The organism is Lachnoanaerobaculum saburreum DSM 3986, assembly GCF_000185385.1.
Classification (GTDB): domain Bacteria; phylum Bacillota; class Clostridia; order Lachnospirales; family Lachnospiraceae; genus Lachnoanaerobaculum; species Lachnoanaerobaculum saburreum.
Genome location: NZ_GL622296.1, coordinates 436687 through 454394 on the forward strand (window position 1 = coordinate 436687; position 17708 = coordinate 454394).

Here is a 17708-nt window from a genome sequence, read left to right on the forward strand (position 1 = left end):
TTGTATGTCCTCTTATAGAAAATTTGAAAATAAAAATTTAAAAATCAAAAAAATGAAAGCTCTCCAAGCATGCAGGTATAAGAGGACTCACAGAGCCTCCCTCAGTGTTGAAGCCGCTCTGTGTTTTTGCCTTTTTATAATAGCTATGGCAATACTGATAATGCCCTTTGATATGATGAATACCAACAGAAAAATAATGGGTATTGCTGAAGCCGTATGTAAGGACACCTGCCAATATGCCTATACTTACAACAGGTTAAGTACAAAAGTAAGAGAAGATAATGACGAAAATTATGATCACACCGCAATGGACAATATCAAAGGAGTAATATCGGGAGGTGCTATAGGGAGCTTTGTGACGGCAAAGATAAATACTGAGATTGCAGATAAGAATATAAGAAATATAAACGGACTGCTCTCATCCTGTATGGCTGACGGTGAGACCGTATGCATACATATTGATTATAAATATTCATTGCCGATAGGGATATTTGGGAAAAACAGTATAAATCAGAGTGTGGTAGCTACAAGAAGGGCATGGATTGGAGCGGATGGGGGTAAAGGAGGCGATGAAAATACTGCTGATGAAAAGTATGTGTACATAGGTAAAAACTCTACAAGATATCACCTAAGCCCAAGATGTCATTATCTGTACAATGATTTAAGAAGCGTACCGCTTGCAAATATTGAAAGTCTCAGAAACGAAAACGGAGGCAGGTATCACCCATGTGAGAGATGCGGTAACAGGGCAGGAGGAACTGTCTATATAATGCCTTCAGGTACAAGGTATCACTCAGACCCGCATTGCAGTGCGATAACAGCCTATGTACAGAGGGTAAAGCTGTCGGATGTGGAGCATCTTGGAGCATGCTCATACTGTGGAGGTGGACATTGAACATTTTGATTATAGAAAAAATAATTTTAACGGCAGCTCTTATAATCTTCAGCTTTCAGGATATCAGAAAAAAAGAAATATATACATATAGTGTATTTATATTTTATACAGCTATAGCCGTAATTATGATTTATAAGGGCTTTAGCGGTATAAGTATAGACTATATATCTATGCTTTTAGGTATTTTAAGCGGATTTATTTTATTGCCGCTTAGTAAAATAAATATTTTAGGTGAGGGGGATGCATTTGTTTTTATCGGATGTGGAGCCATATTGGGGATAAAGGAAAATCTGTTGCTGTTTTTCATTTCCGTTTTTATACTTTCAATATATGCACTTTTCTTAAGTATGTACTGTATGATAAAAAGAAGAAAAATAAAGGGGATAAGGGTGGCAATGCTTCCGTTTATAACTTTGGCAAATTGTATCCTGTGGTTTTGTGTATGAAAGAAAGGCTTAGAGGAAGTTTTACAATAGAAATAACATATATTATCTTTTTCGTATTTTTGGGAATAGCCTTTATAATAGGATACAGTATAGATAAGCATACTCAGGTTGTAGACAATGTAGAGATACACTTACTTTTAGAAAGGCTCTCACATGATGAAAAAGATATCGGTTATGACAAAGAGAGATTAAAAAACTTGGTGAAGTTAAAGGAAAAAGAAACTGTAAGGATTGAAGAAAAGAAGTTTCACATTGACGCAAAGACGGGTGAGAAAAGTATAAGAGTAAGTGTGTATAATCCTGAAGGATATATAAGAGCCACTACAGCATTGGAGGGAATATATGAAAGACTTAAAGGTCAATTATCTGAGGAATCTGAAGAGTAATTGGCTTATATTTGAGCCGGAAGAAAAATTTTTGAGTGAGCTGAAAACTAAATATGCCTTTGAAGTAGGAATGATAGAGCATAACTGTATCAAAAGTTTTTTAAGGCCTACTATAAAGAGAATAAACGGGAAGTTGGAGCTTTGCTATGATATAAGTTCGCTTCAACCGCTGTCAAGGGTACTTGAAGTAAGAACACTTAATACAGATGAGATAAAGAGTTTTATAATTGATATAATATCTGCTACCAAAGCATTGGAAGAGTTTTTATTGGAGGCCTCTTCAGTGGTGCTTGATCCTGAATATATATTTACAGACCTGGATCTTAAAAGATACTCGTTTTTATATATTCCAAGAAGCGAGAACAATAAAGAAGAAATGAAATTGTTATTGGAAAATATATTAAATAATATCAACAAAGATGATAAAGATTGTCTGATAATGGTGTATGGAATGTTAAAGGAATGCCGGAAAAGGGATTTTGTTATAAATGATTTGGAAGAACTTTTTGACGGCAACTCACAAATAGAGGAGAATAAACAAGAACCTGTATCGGTTAATGAAATTGAGACAGAAAATCCTACAGAATGCAGGGATAAAAAGAAAAAGCAGTTCAATATTTTTGGAGGTATTTTTAAGGGAAATAAGTCAAAAGAACAAACTGAAGAAGAAGAGTTTTTGGAAAAAGTATTTGAAGGTTATGAACCGGGTGTGAGTCTTGCCTGCTTGAATGAGGAAAAGAGTGTATTTGAGGTTAGAGACGAGGAGGTCTCAAATACTGTCCTTTTAACAGATATAAAGCCGAATAAATCAGGAAGAGTACTTAAAAGTATTAACGGCAGTGAAGATATAGAGATTAATTATCTGCCCTTTATCATAGGTAAGCAGGACAGGATATGTGACTATGTATTGGATGCGGACGGAGTGAGCAGAATACATTTGAAATTATTTGAAAAAAAAGGTGTACTGTATGCCGGAGACCTAAACTCAAGAAACGGAACATATATTAACGGTAAGAAGCTTGAAAATGAAGAAAATATAGAACTGAATACCGGAGATACTATAAATATCTGCGGAATAATTTATAGGTTGGAAATGTAAATATGCTTGATAGTTTTTGCATCTGTGATATACTTGATAGAAATTTGTGATACTGTATTTACAGTTTAAAGTTTGTATACAACTTGTTTGCAAGCGATGTAAGTCTAAGTATTATAGACAGGAGAAAAACTTGAGAGATAAGATACGAACATTACTTTGCTTTGTGTTTTTGGCAATAGCATTGTATGCGGGATTTAACATAATAAAAATACAAAGTGAGTATAAAAGGGGTGTTGATACCTACAAGGAGATTAATAAGTATACCATAGAACAGACTACAGCCGAGACAAAGAAAGTGGAGGAAACTACAGCCGAGGAAAAGCCTTATCCGGATGTGGATTTTAACGGATTAAAGGAAGTCAATAAGGATGTTGTAGGCTGGATATATCTGCCTGATACTATGATAAACTATCCGGTAGTACATACCACAGACAATGAATACTACCTTAACCATATGGCGGACAGAACTGAAAATCCGGCAGGTGCCATATTTATGGATGCAAGAAATCCAAGTGATTTAAGTGACAGACATAGTATAATATACGGGCATCATATGAAAAACGGAAGTATGTTTGCGGCACTTAAAGGTTATAAGAAGCAGGATTTTTTTGACAGCCATGAGCAAGGATATTTGATAACTGAAAATGCTGTGTACAGGATTGATTTTTTTGCAGGTCATGTGGCAAATGTTGATGAAGATGCCTGGCAACTTGACTTTAGTGACAGTGCAGAGTTTGACAATTGGATAAAATACCTGAAGGAATCATCTGCTTTCAAATCAGATATAGAGCCGAAATATGGAGACAAGATTTTTACACTGTCAACTTGCAGCTATGAGTTTGATAATGCAAGATTTGTACTAAGCGGAAAGCTGACAAAAATCAAATAAAGATTTGTAACAGATAATAAAGGAGTTTTATAGAGGCTGTACTTACAAGTTGTGAGTACAGCCTCTAAATATTTTTGTCGCTATAACTTGACCGGAAATTTTAAAAGTGATACTATAAAACAAAACCTATTAAATAAGTAGGAATAAAGGATAAAATAAAGAGGGCATTATGGATATATTAAATGAGGTAAAAAAAATACATGAAAAATTAGTGGAACTTAGAAGAGATTTTCATCTGCATCCTGAGCTGAGTATGAAGGAGTATCGTACCGCCACAAGAATAGAAGAAGAGCTTGATAAACTTGGTATAGAACACTATAGAAGTGCAGAAACCGGAGTGATAGGATTTATAAGAGGAGAGGCGGTATCACAACCTGCAAAGAATACAGGAGCGGATGAGTCTGAAAGTAATATCGGCCGTCAAAACAGTATTAGAGAAGGAAAAAACAGAGTGGTGGCTCTTAGAGCCGATATAGATGCACTCCCGATACTTGAAAGAGATGACAGAGCTTATTGCTCAAAGAATAAAGGAGTAATGCATGCCTGCGGACATGATTTACACAATGCGTCACTACTTGGAGCGGCAACAGTACTTGCAAATAATAAAGACAAGTTTGCAGGTACTGTAAAGCTTATATTCCAACCCGGTGAAGAGATAGGTGCAGGCGCACAGGAGATGATAAAAAACGGTGAGGTAAAGGGAGTTGAAAGAATATTCGGACTCCATGTGGCTCCGGATTTAAGATGCGGTCAGGTAGGTGTGACAACAGGTATCAATAATGCGGCGGTGGATCACTTTAGAATAGAGATAGAGGGAAAAGCTACTCATGTATCTACACCACAGCTCGGTATAGATGCACTCTATATCGCGGCACAGACAGTGGTGGCACTTCAGGCAATTGTTACAAGGACTACATCACCTATAGACCCTGTTGTAATAGGCATAGGGATATTAAATTCAGGAACCTCTTACAATATAGTTTCAGGCAGCGGTGTAATAGAAGGAACCACAAGAACCACATCAGCCAAAACCAGACAGGAAGTTAGAGATAAGATAACAAATACGGCACAAAATATTGCGAAAATTTATGGTGGAAGTGCTAAGGTTATTTGGACAGACTATACATCTGCACTGATAAATGATGAGAGAGTAAGTGAAGAGGTAAGAGAGGTTGTAATAGATATCTTAGGAGAAGACGCTATAAAGACCAGACCGATCTCTCTTGGAGGAGACAATTTTGCCGAGTTTATCCTTGAAGTGCCGGGAGCATATGCATATCTTGGCACATCAAATGAGAGTGAACCGAATACTTTGATTCAGATTCACAATGAAGGATTCGATATTGATGAGAATGCACTTGATATAGGTGCCGCACTTTATGCCGGGTATGCTCTAAAGTGGCTGAATTTGGAATTTTAAAGAGATTTTATATACTTTATATAAAAATTATTTTATTGACTGAAATTGTTAAAATAAATAAATTATTGATTAAATAACATTTACAAAAGTATAACATGTTTATGACATTATTGACATTTTTGGCTTTACTTATTATAATGCAAAAGACTAGCGATTGCATTAAGCGTTAAAGGAGAGACTTTATGCCAAGAATAACATCGCTTCTTAAATCCATTTGTGGCAGGATCATGGCTATACCGATGAAAATCACAAAGACTATGTATCGACACATGGCATTACTTACCATAGGAGGTGCTATAATAAGTGTTGTTGCATTTTCAAGTAACGGATTTGCAGGAAGCGGAAAGAATGCGGTCAGTGCCGGTGTTATAAGTTCTTCTGATGAAAATCAGGAGGAGGAAGACGAGACCGGCGATATTTTGGATAATTCCGAATTAGATGATACTGCTGTTGAAGAAGAAGCGGTTGAGCAGGAAAATGAAAATATAGACTTGCCGAGGATTGTTCAAAAAGAGACCGGAAACGAAAAAATGGAAAGACTTCTTGAGGAAAGAAGGAAGGCGTTGGATTTGCCTTCTCTTACAGTTGAGGATTATAATAATCTGTTAAGAATTGTAGAAGCTGAGGTAGGTGACAATGATGTTTACGGACGAACCATAGTAGCAAATGTGGTAATCAACAGGGTTCGATCAAGTCATTTTGCAAATACAATTACAGATGTTATTTTCAGTAAGGGTCAGTTTTCACCTATTAGGGATAAACGATTTTTCAAGGTTAAGGTAAGTGAGGCCACTATCAAAGGTGTCAACAATGCTTTGATGGGAGAGGACTACTCAAGAGGTGCTCTTTATTTTATGGATAGAGCCTATTCTACAGACCATGCAGTTGGATGGTTTGATTCATCATTAACATATTTGTTTTCTTATGGAGGTCATGAATATTTTAAATAAATGATTTCCCCCGGAAAATTTTGCATAAGGCTTTCGGGGGATTGTTTTCCTTGAAAAAAATTAAAAAAATTGATAAAAAAAACGCTTGACATTATTATATGCATCCGATATAATGCTGTATGTGTCTTAGGGAGACAGGAAAAAGTAAATATTATCGGGGTGTGGCTCAGTTTGGCTAGAGTACCTGGTTTGGGACCAGGGGGTCGCAGGTTCGAATCCTGTCACCCCGATCTGTTTTCTAAAAATAAAATATTTGAGTCTGTAGCTCAGCTGGATAGAGCATCGGCCTTCTAAGCCGAGGGTCGGGGGTTCGAATCCCTTCAGGCTCACTTGATTTTGCAGGTGTGGTTCAATGGTAGAACATCAGCCTTCCAAGCTGAATACGTGGGTTCGATTCCCATCACCTGCTTTTGTCATAGTATATGGCATATGGTGGATATAGCGCAGTTGGTTAGCGCGCCAGATTGTGGCTCTGGAGGCCGAGGGTTCGAATCCCTCTACCCACCTTTTTTTGATTATTGGGTCATCGCCAAGCGGTAAGGCACAGGACTTTGACTCCTGCATTCGCTGGTTCAAATCCAGCTGGCCCAGCTTATATATTGGTTAACACTGACACCTGTTGGGTGTTTTTTTAAAATAAGCTGACCGGCTTTGGGAGGTAAATATGGATATTATGCCAATTTTTGCAGGTATTGTAGGACTTGTTATTGTAGTGGCTGTTGCGGTATCGGCAGGTACGATGGGGGCAATATTCGGCGCTATAGCTGAAGAAGATGAAGAAGAAGAATTTTAAGAAAGAGGGCCAAAGATTTGTCTTTGGTTCTTTTTTAATGCCTTACTTAACCAAATGTTATGGATAATATAGAAAAAATATATGTTTAAATTTAAGAATAGTGGGCTGTAAAGTTGAAAAAAAGATTATTTTAAAGTATTATGATAAGAAAATCTTTTTAATTAAGGATTGTAAAACAAAAAGCATTTGAATGTTTGGCCAAGTAGTAAATAAGTTTATTAATATAACAGCATTCAGAATGGAGATATATATGAAAGCTAAGATAACTCTGATACCCGGAGACGGTATCGGACCTGAGATAGTAAGAGAAGCAAAAAAAGTACTTGAGGGCATTGCAAAAAAATATGACCATGAGTTTATATTTACCGATATAGATATGGGCGGATGCTCTATTGATAAATACGGAGTACCGCTGACAGATGAGGCGGTAGAGATTGCAAAAAACAGTGATGCCATACTTTTGGGTGCTGTAGGCGGAAATGTAGGTAACTCAAAATGGTATGATGTGGCACCGAATTTAAGACCTGAGGCGGGACTTTTGAAAATCAGAAAGGAACTTGGACTTTTTGCAAATCTGCGACCGGCACTTTTATACAAAGAACTCGCAGGAGCTTGTCCTTTAAAGACTGAAATAAGTGAGGCGGGCTTTGACATGGTAATAGTCAGAGAGCTTACAGGCGGGCTATACTTCGGTGAAAGATATACCAAGGAGATTGACGGTATAAAAACAGCTGTAGATACTCTTGTATACAATGAGAATGAAATCAGAAGAGTGGCAAAGGTTGCATTTGATATCGCAACAAAGAGAAGAAAAAAAGTTATAAGTGTGGATAAGGCAAATGTCCTTGACAGCTCAAGGCTGTGGAGAAGTGTTGTGGAAGAAGTGGCAAAGGACTATCCTGATGTTACTTTGGAGCATATGCTTGTAGACAATGCGGCAATGCAACTTGTAATGAATCCGGGGCAGTTTGATGTAATGCTTACTGAAAATATGTTTGGAGATATCTTATCTGATGAAGCCAGCATGATAACAGGATCTATCGGAATGCTGCCAAGTGCCTCTCTTAATGAGAGTAAGCTTGGACTTTATGAGCCAAGTCACGGTTCCGCACCTGATATTGCAGGTAAGAATATTGCAAATCCGCTTGCAACAATACTTTCAGCTTCAATGCTTTTAAAATATTCACTGGGTCTTGATAAAGAGACAAGCGATATTGAAAATGCGGTTGAGAAGGTATTAAAGAATAACTTCAGAACAGCGGATATTTACACACAAGGAATGCAAAAGCTCTCCACATCACAGATGGGAGACAAGGTTTTAGAATATTTGAAATAACGGTTTTGCGGCAAAGCTGCAATGGAAAGAGGAAAGATGGAGAATTTACGCTCAAACAATATGAAATCGGGTATGCAGCAGGCACCAAGCAGGTCTCTACTGAATGCTGTCGGCATGACACCTGAGGAAATGAGAAAACCTATAATAGGTATAGTCAGCTCATTTAATGAAATAGTACCGGGACATATCAACTTGGATAAGATATCAGATGCGGTAAAGCTTGGAGTGGCAGAGGCAGGCGGAACACCTGTTGTGTTCCCTGCGATTGCAGTATGTGACGGTATAGCAATGGGACATATAGGAATGAAGTATTCCCTTTGTTCAAGAGATTTGATAGCGGACTCTACAGAGACTGTGGCAATGGCACATCAGTTTGATGCACTTGTTATGATTCCGAACTGTGACAAGACGGTACCCGGAATGCTTATGGCGGCGGCCAGACTGAATATACCTACAGTATTTGTATCAGGCGGCCCGATGCTTTCAGGAAGAGTAAGGGGAAAGGACACCTCACTTTCAAGTATGTTTGAGGCGGTGGGTGCATATGCGGCAGGAAAGCTGACTGAGGAAGACGTATGTGAGTTTGAAAATAAGACTTGCCCTACATGCGGTTCATGTTCAGGTATGTACACAGCCAATTCAATGAATTGTCTGACAGAGGTCTTAGGTATGGGACTTAGAGGTAACGGTACAATACCTGCCGTATATTCTGAGAGAATCCGCCTTGCAAAGAGAGCGGGATATGCAGTAATGGAAATGTTAAAGAGAGATATTCGTCCAAGAGATATTATGACAAAGGAAGCTTTTATCAATGCACTTACAATGGATATGGCACTTGGATGTTCTACAAATTCAATGCTTCACCTTCCGGCAATAGCTTATGAGGCGGGTGTGGAGTTGAATGTGGATATTGCAAATGAAATCAGTGCAAAAACTCCGAACCTTTGCCACCTTGCACCGGCAGGACATACTTATATAGAGGAGCTTAACGAGGCGGGCGGTATCTATGCCGTAATGAAGGAAATCTCAAAGCTCGGACTTTTAAACCTTGACTGTATGACTGTTACAGGTAAGACAGTCGGTGAGAATATAAAGAATGCAATAAATCTTGATACGGAGGTTATAAGGCCTGCTGAAAATCCATACTCAAAGGTGGGAGGTATTGCGGTACTTAAGGGAAATATAGCACCTGACTCATGTGTGGTAAAAAGAAGTGCGGTACTTCCTGAAATGTTAAAGCATTCAGGACCTGCAAGAATATTTGACTGTGAGGAAGATGCGATTGCAGCTATAAAGGGTGGAAAGATAGTACCGGGAGATGTGGTGGTTATCAGATATGAGGGACCGAAAGGCGGCCCCGGAATGAGAGAAATGTTAAATCCTACATCGGCTATAGCAGGAATGGGGCTTGATACCACTGTGGCACTTATTACAGACGGCAGATTTTCAGGAGCTTCAAGAGGCGCATCAATCGGTCATGTATCACCTGAGGCGGCTGTAGGCGGACCTATAGGACTTATAGAAGAAGGCGATATCATTGATATTGATATCAATGCAAACACTATAAGCGCCCGAGTAAGTGAAGAAGAATTTGCAAAGAGAAGAGAAAACTGGAAGCCCAGATTAAATGAGGTTACAGGATATCTGGCAAGATACAGAAAACTTGTTTCAGGGGCTCCAAGAGGTGCAGTTTTAACGGTGGATGAATTATAGGAGGATAGATGGCTAAAATAAGTGGTTCAAAAATAATAGTTGAATGTCTGTTGGAACAGGGCGTGGATACGGTTTTCGGTTATCCGGGCGGTGCAATATTAAACCTGTATGATGAACTGTATAAAAATCAGGACAAGATAAGGCATATACTGACAAGTCATGAGCAGGGTGCTTCACATGCCGCAGACGGTTATGCCAGAGCAAGCGGCAAGGTGGGTGTATGCCTTGCTACCAGCGGTCCCGGAGCCACCAATCTGGTAACAGGTATTGCAAGTGCATATATGGACTCCATACCTATGGTGGCTATTACATGTAATGTAGGAAATAATCTGCTTGGGAAGGACTCGTTCCAGGAGGTGGACATATCAGGTATAGTGATGCCTGTTACAAAGTACAGCTTTATAGTAAAAGACGGCAACAAACTTGCAGATACAATCAGAAGAGCTTTTAAGATTGCAGTGACCGGAAGACCCGGTCCTGTACTTATAGATATTACAAAGGATGTAACAGGAGAAAGCTTTGAGTATGAGTACAAGGAACCTGAGAAAGTAAGCCCTAAGGCGGATATAAGTGAAGAAGATATTTTGAATGCGGTATCACTTATCAGAGGGGCAAAAAAGCCGTATATACTTGTAGGCGGAGGAGTAATACTTTCAAATGCAAGTGAAGAGCTTAGAACATTTGTTTCAAAGACAGATGCTCCTGTAGCGGATACACTTATGGGCAAGGGCGCATTTGACGGTTCAGATCCGAAATATACCGGAATGGTAGGAATGCATGGAACCAAGACAAGTAACCTTGGAATAACGGAGTGTGACCTGCTTATTGTAATAGGTGCAAGATTCTCAGACAGAGTAATCGGTAATGCAAAAAAATTTGCAAGAAATGCAAAAATCTTACATATAGATGTGGATGCGGCAGAGATAAGTAAAAATATTAAGGCTCACTATAGTTTGATAGGTGATGCAAGGCTTATCTTAAGAAAGCTTAATGCAAGGCTTGATCCTTTGCACCATGATGAGTGGATTGCACATATTGAAAGATTAAAGGATATGTATCCGATCAGAACAAACAAGAAGGGTCTTACAGGCGAATATATAATAGAAACTATAGATAAAAAGACTGAAGACGATACTGTTATATGTACAGAGGTAGGTCAGCATCAGATGTGGGCCGCACAGTTTTATAAGTTTACACATCCGAGAACATTTATTACATCAGGCGGACTCGGAACAATGGGATACGGACTGGGCGCAGCAATAGGTGCAAAGGTGGCCAAGCCTGACAAGACGGTGGTAAATATCGCAGGTGACGGTTGCTTCAGAATGAATATGAATGAGATAGCTACAGCTACAAGATATGATATACCGGTTATACAGGTTGTTATCAACAATCATGTGCTTGGAATGGTCAGACAGTGGCAGAATCTGTTCTATGGTAAGAGATATTCACAGACTATATTAAGAGACAAGGTCGATTTTGTAAAATTGGCTGAAGCTATGGGGGCAAGGGCAAAGAAGGTTACTACAAAAGAGGAGTTTGATGCCGCATTTGATGAGGCATTAAAATCAGAAATTACTTATGTGATTGATTGTGAGATTGATTCTGATGAGAAGGTATTCCCGATGGTATCTCCGGGAGCTGCGATATCAGATGCATTTGATGAAAAAGATTTGAAGTTAAATCCGGTAAAGTAAAAATCCTACCTCCGTAGGTTTTAATATATATTATAAGGAGATTATCATGGGAAGAGTTTATAATTTTAGTGCCGGTCCCGCAGTACTTCCTGAGGAAGTTTTAAAAGAGGCAGCCGCAGAGATGCTGGATTACAAAGGCAGTGGAATGTCTGTTATGGAGATGAGTCATAGGTCCAAAGTGTATGAAGACATAATAGAAGAAGCCGAAAGAGATATCAGGGATCTGTTAAATATCCCTGATAATTATAAGGTGCTGTTCTTACAGGGTGGAGGACATACACAGTTTGCAATGGTTCCGATGAACCTTATGAAGAATAAAAAGGCGGACTATATCATTACAGGTCAGTGGGCAAAGAAGGCTTTTCAGGAAGCAAAGATGTACGGAGATGTAGTGGCTGTAGCTTCAAGTGAGGATAAAACATATTCATATATCCCTGATTGCTCAGATCTGCCTATAAGAGAAGATGCGGATTATGTATATATCTGTGAGAACAATACAATATACGGTACAAAATTTAAGACATTGCCGAATACAAAGGGCAAGGACTTGGTAGCAGATGTGTCATCCTGTTTTTTGTCAGAGCCGATGGATGTAAGCAAGTATGCTCTTATATGGGGCGGTGTTCAAAAGAATATCGGACCTGCGGGTGTAGTAATTGCGATTATAAGAGATGATCTGATTAGCGATAATGTATTGGAGGGTACACCTTCAATGCTTAGATATAAAATTCATGCAGACAATAAGTCTCTTTATAATACACCGCCTACATACAATATTTATATTTGCGGTAAGGTATTTAAGTGGATAAAATCTCTTGGCGGACTTGATGCAATGAAGAAAAGAAATGAAGAAAAGGCAAAGATTTTATATGATTTTCTGGATTCATCTAAGATGTTTAAAGGAACTGTAAGAAAGGAAGATCGTTCACTTATGAATGTACCTTTTGTTACAGAAGATAAGGAACTGGATGCCAAGTTTGTCAAGGAAGCCGAGGCAAAGGGATTTGTAAACTTAAAGGGACACAGAAGTGTAGGCGGTATGAGAGCCAGCATCTACAATGCTATGCCGAAGGAAGGTGTAGTAAAGTTGGTTGAGTTTATGAAGGAATTTGAAATAATGCTACCGCAATCCCACCAGCTTTAGACGGTGGGTTAAGGTAGTATAAGAAAAAACAATAGGGCAGGGACTGCCCGAATTAACGCCTGTGGAGATAGTAGGTTACGAGGTCAGTGAAGCAGGAAGCCCATAGGCTTTAGACTATGGGTAGTTCACAAGCAGAATATATAAGGAGATATAATGAAAAAGATACATTGCCTAAATGCTATCGCAAGTGTGGGAACAGATATATTTGATGAAAATTATGTGCTTACAGACAATATAAATGAAGCGGATGCTGTTATGGTAAGATCTGCGGCAATGGGAGATATGGAATTTTCCAAAAATCTTCTTGCAATTGCCAGAGCGGGAGCAGGTGTAAACAATATACCGCTTGAGAGATGTGCCGATGCAGGAATAGTGGTATTTAATACTCCGGGAGCAAATGCAAACGGTGTAAAGGAGCTTGTAATATGCGGAATGCTTTTGGCGGCCAGAGATGTAGTAGGCGGAATTGAGTGGACAAGAAGTATCAAAGATTCGGATACTATTTCAAAAGATGTGGAAAAGGGTAAGAAAAACTTTGCAGGCGGCGAGATTAAGGGCAAGAAACTTGGTGTAATAGGTCTTGGTGCAATAGGTGCCGAGGTTGCCAATGCCGCAGCATCACTTGGACTTGAAGTATTTGGCTATGACCCTTATATTTCAGTAAACTCGGCATGGAGGCTTTCAAGAAAAATAAAGCATATCACAGATATAAATGAAATCTTTAGAAATTGTGACTATATCACACTCCATCTTCCTCTTACAAATGACAATAAGGGAATGATTGGCAAAGATTCTATAGCGGAGATGAAAGACGGAGTAATCATATTAAACTTTGCCAGAGATTTGCTTGTAGATGATGATGAGATGGAAAAGGCACTTGAGAGCGGCAAGGTGGCAAGGTATGTTACAGACTTCCCGAATACAAAGTCCGCAAAGATGGAAAAGGCCATTGTAATACCTCATCTGGGTGCATCTACTAAAGAGAGTGAGGACAATTGTGCGGTAATGGCTGCAAATGAACTTGTAGATTATCTTGAGAACGGTAATATAAAGAATTCTGTGAACTTCCCAAGCTGTGACATGGGAGTATGTCAGTCAGAGGGAAGAGTTGCAATCTTACACAAGAATATTCCGAATATGATCGGTCAGATCACATCTGCATTTGCAAAGAACGGCTACAATATTTCAGACCTTACAAACAAGTCAAAGGGTACAAAGGCATACACTCTTATAGATATAGAGAGTAAGGCAAGTGATAAGCTTGTAGATGAATTAAACTCTATAGACGGAGTTTTAAAAGTAAGAGTCATAAAGTAATATGGAGGCAGATATGGAATTTAGAAAAAAAGAGTACGCTCCTTTTGATATTTTTGACAGTGACTGGGCGGCAATAACTGTAGGTAATAAGGAAAAATTTAATTCCTGCCTGGTTTCATGGGGAAGCCTTGGAAATATTTGGGGTGCGCCGGGAAAAAGTAAGGCAACGGTGACATTATATATACACCCGTCAAGATATACGGCGCAGTTTATAGATGACAGTGAATATTTTACTGTAAGTTTTTTTGCACCTGAGTATAAAAAAGCACTTGCATACCTTGGAAGTCATTCAGGAAGAAATGAAAACAAAATAGAAAATGCCGGACTTACGGCAATCCCTATAGGTAAGACTATGGGATTTAAAGAGGCAAAGCAGACTTTTTTATGTAAAAAACTTTGTAAGCAACAGTTTGACAAGAACAGTCTGATACAGGAAATAAAAGACTACTATGAACTTTATCCTGATATCTATACCGACGGCCATGGAGGCTGGGAGCCGCATTTTATTCTGATAGGTGAAATAGAAGAAATCATAGAGTAATCAATATGCCATTAAAGGGGATAAGCTCTTTATAAGAAGAACTTATCCCCTTTGTGTACAAAAAATATTAAAATCTGAAACTGATAATATATTTATATATCCAATTTCTCTACAATCTCTCCGGTTGCTTCTTTTAACATAATCTTTTCAACAACTCTTTCTCCCAGATAATGTGAAAATGAAGTCAAGTCTTTTGATACTTCAAATATAATATTATGTTTGATACTGTTCGTATCAAAACTGAAATCATACTTATTTTTATCATTCCAATAATTCCAATTCACATCCGTTCTTTCATAGTAGACATAATTTTTCTTTTTAGTAATATAAACCCTTTTATTTGTAAGCGATTTTTTGTCTTCAGATATAAAGATATCTGAATATATCTTTATTCCGTCAAACAGCTTATATTCTTTTATTTTGTCATTTGAAACATTTAATTTTATCTCGGTATACTCCATAGTTCCACCTCTTTATTTTGCCGACACTACTTACGATATTATACTATTTACAAGTGTTTTTGTCTACTGTCAAAATTTTATAACAGCACACAGGAATATATGACTTTACTTAAAGAACCTTCATTATATAATATTGCTTGTTGTTACTACATTTGATAGAATACTCTGAAGAGATTTAATAAAAACTTAGGGAGAGACGGATGGCTATAGTAAAATCTTTTAAATGTGTAAGACCCTTGGAGAGTATGGTAGAACAGGTGGCATCTTTGCCATATGATGTATATGACAGAAAAGAAGCAAAAGCGGCTGTGGCAAATAAACCATATGCCTTTTTAAATATTGACAGACCTGAAACCGCTTTTGATGATGATTTTGATATGTATTCAAAGGAGGCATATAAATATGCAAGAGATTTATATGAGGAATTTAAGGATAAAGGTATATATGAAAAGGATAATACAGACAGTTACTATCTGTATGAACTTACTATGAACGGCACAAGTCAAGTAGGTATAGTGGGTCTTGCAAGTGTGGACGATTATTTAAATGATATTATAAAAAAACATGAGAATACCAGAGAAGAAAAAGAGATAGACAGGATAAATCATGTAGATACATTGAATGCACAGACCGGACCTATATTTTTGGCATACAGAGCAAATGATGCTTTGCAAAAGATAATAGCACAAAATACTAATAATGAGCCGATATATGATTTTGTATCTGAGGATAAAATAAGGCACAGAGTATGGAAAGTTGAAAGAGAGTACAATACACAGATAGCCGAATGCTTTCAAGATATCTCTAAACTGTATATAGCGGACGGACATCACAGAGCGGCATCCGCTGTAAAGGTGGCATTAAGGAGAAGGAAAAATGAAAATGATAAGGATGCAGGATACAACTACTTTTTGTCTGTAATATTTGATGAAAGGCAGTTACATATTCTGCCGTATAACAGAATTGTCTTGGATTTAAATAATAAGAACTGTGATGAGATATTGGAAAGTATATCAAAAAATTTTGATATAACAGAATGTCCTATATTGGAAGAAATTAAAGACAGGCATGAGTTCGGCATGTTGCTTGAGGATAAGTTCTTTTTATGCAGAGCAAAAAATATAGTAAAAGACAGTGTAAAAGATGATACTATAAAGAGCTTGGATGTATCAATATTGCAGGATTTTGTGCTGAAGCCGATATTTGATATAAAGGATCCGAGAACGGATAACAGAATAAAGTTTGCAGGCGGTATAAGAGGTGTGGAGTTTTTAGAGAGTGAGCTTAAGTGCGGAAGAGGAAAAGCGGCATTTTTGATGCATCCGACCTCAATGCAGGAATTGTTTGCAGTTGCAGATGAAAACAAGCTGATGCCGCCGAAGTCTACATGGTTTGAACCGAAACTGAGAAGCGGAATCTTTATTCATGAAATATGATGAAAAATTTCATATTATTTTGCCTGTAGATAAGTATGAAACTATGGTAGAATTTTGGTTACACTCTGACGGAGGCAAGATATTTAAAAAGAAGTTGAATGATTTTGTAAAGCGGATGGATGTACACTTCAATATGGTCAGGATAAAGAATGTAAAGACGATATGGGGAAGCTGTTCATCAAAGAAGAATCTAAACTTTAACTTTAAATTGTTTTTCTTACCTGAGAGATTGATAGACTATGTCTGTGTACATGAGCTTGCACATTTAAAGCAGATGAATCATTCAAAAGCTTTTTGGGAAGAGGTTGAAGGGCAGTTGCCTGACTACAGGCAAAGAAGAGAGGAATTAAAAAGATATATTTAGATATATCTGTCAGGAGGACATATGACAAAGGAAGAGTTTTTAGACGGACTAAGAAGAGGTTTATTCTCAACAGGCTCGGAAGGTCTTATAGAATATAATTTAGACTATTATTCTTCATATATTGACGGAGAGATTGCAAAGGGAAGAAGCATGGATGATGTTATGAATGAGCTTGGCGATCCGAGGCTTATTGCCAATTCAATAAAGATGGCTGAAGGATATAGTGATGTCTTTGTAGGGCTTGAGAATGAAGTGATTGATGAAAATGTAAGTGATAATAATTATAGAGAAAAGTCGGCATTTGAGTTTAATAATGAATTTAACAGCAATGAGTTTAATAATAAAACAGTTGATAAAGATTATAATAAAAATTATGATGAGAAAAGTGCCTTCAAGATATATAATCTGAGCGGCAAAAGTTTGATACTTCCGATAATCATTACACTGTCGGTTTTGATAATTGTAGTGGTGGCGGTGGTAGCTGTATTTTCATTTCTTGTTCCGGTGCTTTTGCCGATTTTAGCGATAATTATAGCGGTAGGGATTATAAAAGGAATTATGGATAATAGAGACAGGCTCTAATTTGTTACAAAAATATTACACGATTTAACAAATCAAACCGATATATATTTCTTAATAATTTCGATTAAAATAAAGAAAGCCGAATCATCCATAATAGAGTGAAAAAGCATAAGATTCTAATAATAAAGGGGTATAAATACTTAAGTTTGATGGTATTTATACCCATATTTTATGTAAAAACTAAATATGGAGGAATTATATCAATTCATAAATAAAAAGCTTGACATATTATGAGTGTG

The 17708-nt window shown here is 37.7% G+C and carries 18 protein-coding genes and 5 tRNA genes; 22 read left to right on the forward strand and 1 reads right to left on the reverse strand.

From position 1 onward, the window contains the following. Nucleotides 1-4: 4 nt before the first annotated feature. The 19 genes from HMPREF0381_RS02185 (at nucleotide 5) to HMPREF0381_RS02270 (ending at nucleotide 14626) form a co-directional block, all read left to right on the forward strand. Nucleotides 5-895 (forward strand): hypothetical protein, encoded by an 891-nt coding sequence (locus HMPREF0381_RS02185; protein WP_008750231.1) that lies wholly within the window; start codon nucleotides 5-7, stop codon nucleotides 893-895. Beyond that, complete coding sequence (locus HMPREF0381_RS02190; protein ID WP_008750232.1) at nucleotides 892-1341, forward strand: prepilin peptidase; 450 nt, start codon at nucleotides 892-894, stop codon at nucleotides 1339-1341. The genes HMPREF0381_RS02185 and HMPREF0381_RS02190 overlap by 4 nt, the downstream gene beginning before the upstream one ends. Beyond that, nucleotides 1338-1727, forward strand: a complete 390-nt coding sequence (locus HMPREF0381_RS02195) for a hypothetical protein (RefSeq protein WP_008750233.1) — start codon at nucleotides 1338-1340, stop codon at nucleotides 1725-1727. Before HMPREF0381_RS02190 ends, HMPREF0381_RS02195 begins: the two co-directional genes overlap by 4 nt. Further along, on the forward strand, nucleotides 1684-2826 hold the full coding sequence (locus HMPREF0381_RS02200) for a DUF6382 domain-containing protein (protein ID WP_008750234.1): 1143 nt from the start codon (nucleotides 1684-1686) through the stop codon (nucleotides 2824-2826). The genes HMPREF0381_RS02195 and HMPREF0381_RS02200 overlap by 44 nt, the downstream gene beginning before the upstream one ends. A gap of 130 nt (nucleotides 2827-2956) precedes the next feature. Next, complete coding sequence (gene srtB, locus HMPREF0381_RS02205) at nucleotides 2957-3715, forward strand: class B sortase (RefSeq protein ID WP_040461053.1); 759 nt, start codon at nucleotides 2957-2959, stop codon at nucleotides 3713-3715. Between the two features lie 169 nt (nucleotides 3716-3884). Further along, complete coding sequence (locus HMPREF0381_RS02210) at nucleotides 3885-5135, forward strand: M20 metallopeptidase family protein (RefSeq protein WP_008750236.1); 1251 nt, start codon at nucleotides 3885-3887, stop codon at nucleotides 5133-5135. Nucleotides 5136-5317: 182 nt separating this feature from the next. Next, nucleotides 5318-6085: a cell wall hydrolase gene (locus HMPREF0381_RS02215; protein ID WP_008750237.1), complete on the forward strand. Its 768-nt coding sequence runs from the start codon at nucleotides 5318-5320 to the stop codon at nucleotides 6083-6085. A 155-nt stretch (nucleotides 6086-6240) separates the two neighbouring features. After that, nucleotides 6241-6315, forward strand: a tRNA-Pro gene (locus tag HMPREF0381_RS02220). Nucleotides 6316-6340: 25 nt separating this feature from the next. Further along, nucleotides 6341-6414 (forward strand) — tRNA-Arg (locus HMPREF0381_RS02225). A 9-nt stretch (nucleotides 6415-6423) separates the two neighbouring features. Beyond that, nucleotides 6424-6494: transfer RNA gene (locus tag HMPREF0381_RS02230), tRNA-Gly, on the forward strand. A gap of 23 nt (nucleotides 6495-6517) precedes the next feature. Then, nucleotides 6518-6591: transfer RNA gene (locus HMPREF0381_RS02235), tRNA-His, on the forward strand. Nucleotides 6592-6604: 13 nt separating this feature from the next. After that, nucleotides 6605-6676: transfer RNA gene (locus tag HMPREF0381_RS02240), tRNA-Gln, on the forward strand. Nucleotides 6677-6749: 73 nt separating this feature from the next. After that, the gene (locus HMPREF0381_RS15550) at nucleotides 6750-6878 is read left to right on the forward strand and encodes a hypothetical protein (protein ID WP_008750238.1); all 129 of its coding nucleotides are present in this window, start codon (nucleotides 6750-6752) and stop codon (nucleotides 6876-6878) included. Between the two features lie 250 nt (nucleotides 6879-7128). Further along, nucleotides 7129-8214: a 3-isopropylmalate dehydrogenase gene (leuB, locus tag HMPREF0381_RS02245; RefSeq protein ID WP_040461056.1), complete on the forward strand. Its 1086-nt coding sequence runs from the start codon at nucleotides 7129-7131 to the stop codon at nucleotides 8212-8214. 21 nt (nucleotides 8215-8235) lie between these two features. Further along, nucleotides 8236-9927: a dihydroxy-acid dehydratase gene (gene ilvD, locus HMPREF0381_RS02250; RefSeq protein ID WP_008750240.1), complete on the forward strand. Its 1692-nt coding sequence runs from the start codon at nucleotides 8236-8238 to the stop codon at nucleotides 9925-9927. Nucleotides 9928-9935: 8 nt separating this feature from the next. Next, entirely contained in the window at nucleotides 9936-11624 is a 1689-nt protein-coding gene (gene ilvB, locus HMPREF0381_RS02255) for a biosynthetic-type acetolactate synthase large subunit (protein WP_008750241.1), read from the forward strand. Between the two features lie 46 nt (nucleotides 11625-11670). Next, complete coding sequence (serC, locus tag HMPREF0381_RS02260) at nucleotides 11671-12768, forward strand: 3-phosphoserine/phosphohydroxythreonine transaminase (RefSeq protein ID WP_008750242.1); 1098 nt, start codon at nucleotides 11671-11673, stop codon at nucleotides 12766-12768. Between the two features lie 153 nt (nucleotides 12769-12921). Then, nucleotides 12922-14085 carry a phosphoglycerate dehydrogenase gene (locus tag HMPREF0381_RS02265; protein ID WP_008750243.1) on the forward strand — a complete coding sequence of 388 codons (1164 nt, stop codon included), beginning with the start codon at nucleotides 12922-12924 and terminating at the stop codon, nucleotides 14083-14085. A 13-nt stretch (nucleotides 14086-14098) separates the two neighbouring features. After that, entirely contained in the window at nucleotides 14099-14626 is a 528-nt protein-coding gene (locus tag HMPREF0381_RS02270; protein WP_040461059.1) for a flavin reductase, read from the forward strand. A 92-nt stretch (nucleotides 14627-14718) separates the two neighbouring features. Here HMPREF0381_RS02270 and HMPREF0381_RS02275 read toward each other — a convergent pair whose 3' ends face one another. Continuing rightward, nucleotides 14719-15087 carry an EXLDI protein gene (locus HMPREF0381_RS02275; RefSeq protein WP_008750245.1) on the reverse strand — a complete coding sequence of 123 codons (369 nt, stop codon included), beginning with the start codon at nucleotides 15085-15087 and terminating at the stop codon, nucleotides 14719-14721. A 200-nt stretch (nucleotides 15088-15287) separates the two neighbouring features. Here HMPREF0381_RS02275 and HMPREF0381_RS02280 point away from each other — a divergent pair, with 200 nt between their 5' ends. From HMPREF0381_RS02280 to HMPREF0381_RS02290, 3 genes are read left to right on the forward strand one after another with little or no spacing between them, the layout of a single operon-like run. Continuing rightward, nucleotides 15288-16523, forward strand: coding sequence for a DUF1015 domain-containing protein (locus HMPREF0381_RS02280; RefSeq protein WP_008750246.1), 1236 nt, complete (start codon nucleotides 15288-15290; stop codon nucleotides 16521-16523). Next, a complete protein-coding gene (locus HMPREF0381_RS02285; RefSeq protein ID WP_008750247.1) occupies nucleotides 16513-16887 on the forward strand; it encodes a M48 metallopeptidase family protein in 375 nt (124 codons plus the stop codon). Before HMPREF0381_RS02280 ends, HMPREF0381_RS02285 begins: the two co-directional genes overlap by 11 nt. A 21-nt stretch (nucleotides 16888-16908) precedes the next feature. Next, nucleotides 16909-17469 (forward strand): HAAS signaling domain-containing protein, encoded by a 561-nt coding sequence (locus HMPREF0381_RS02290; protein WP_008750248.1) that lies wholly within the window; start codon nucleotides 16909-16911, stop codon nucleotides 17467-17469. The last annotated feature ends 239 nt before the right edge of the window (nucleotides 17470-17708 follow it).

Excerpts from the sequence above, each read along its gene's own strand:
- ilvD (WP_008750240.1), top strand. The coding sequence starts at position 8,236 with ATGGAAAGAGGAAAGATGGAGAATTTACGCTCAAACAATATGAAATCG.
- HMPREF0381_RS02270 (WP_040461059.1), top strand. The coding sequence starts at position 14,099 with ATGGAATTTAGAAAAAAAGAGTACGCTCCTTTTGATATTTTTGACAGT.
- HMPREF0381_RS02210 (WP_008750236.1), top strand. The coding sequence starts at position 3,885 with ATGGATATATTAAATGAGGTAAAAAAAATACATGAAAAATTAGTGGAA.
- HMPREF0381_RS02215 (WP_008750237.1), top strand. The coding sequence starts at position 5,318 with ATGCCAAGAATAACATCGCTTCTTAAATCCATTTGTGGCAGGATCATG.
- HMPREF0381_RS02280 (WP_008750246.1), top strand. The coding sequence starts at position 15,288 with ATGGCTATAGTAAAATCTTTTAAATGTGTAAGACCCTTGGAGAGTATG.
- HMPREF0381_RS02200 (WP_008750234.1), top strand. The coding sequence starts at position 1,684 with ATGAAAGACTTAAAGGTCAATTATCTGAGGAATCTGAAGAGTAATTGG.
- HMPREF0381_RS02290 (WP_008750248.1), top strand. The coding sequence starts at position 16,909 with ATGACAAAGGAAGAGTTTTTAGACGGACTAAGAAGAGGTTTATTCTCA.
- leuB (WP_040461056.1), top strand. The coding sequence starts at position 7,129 with ATGAAAGCTAAGATAACTCTGATACCCGGAGACGGTATCGGACCTGAG.
- HMPREF0381_RS02285 (WP_008750247.1), top strand. The coding sequence starts at position 16,513 with ATGAAATATGATGAAAAATTTCATATTATTTTGCCTGTAGATAAGTAT.
- HMPREF0381_RS15550 (WP_008750238.1), top strand. The coding sequence starts at position 6,750 with ATGGATATTATGCCAATTTTTGCAGGTATTGTAGGACTTGTTATTGTA.
- ilvB (WP_008750241.1), top strand. The coding sequence starts at position 9,936 with ATGGCTAAAATAAGTGGTTCAAAAATAATAGTTGAATGTCTGTTGGAA.
- HMPREF0381_RS02265 (WP_008750243.1), top strand. The coding sequence starts at position 12,922 with ATGAAAAAGATACATTGCCTAAATGCTATCGCAAGTGTGGGAACAGAT.
- HMPREF0381_RS02275 (WP_008750245.1), bottom strand. The coding sequence starts at position 15,087 with ATGGAGTATACCGAGATAAAATTAAATGTTTCAAATGACAAAATAAAA.
- HMPREF0381_RS02185 (WP_008750231.1), top strand. The coding sequence starts at position 5 with ATGTCCTCTTATAGAAAATTTGAAAATAAAAATTTAAAAATCAAAAAA.
- HMPREF0381_RS02195 (WP_008750233.1), top strand. The coding sequence starts at position 1,338 with ATGAAAGAAAGGCTTAGAGGAAGTTTTACAATAGAAATAACATATATT.
- serC (WP_008750242.1), top strand. The coding sequence starts at position 11,671 with ATGGGAAGAGTTTATAATTTTAGTGCCGGTCCCGCAGTACTTCCTGAG.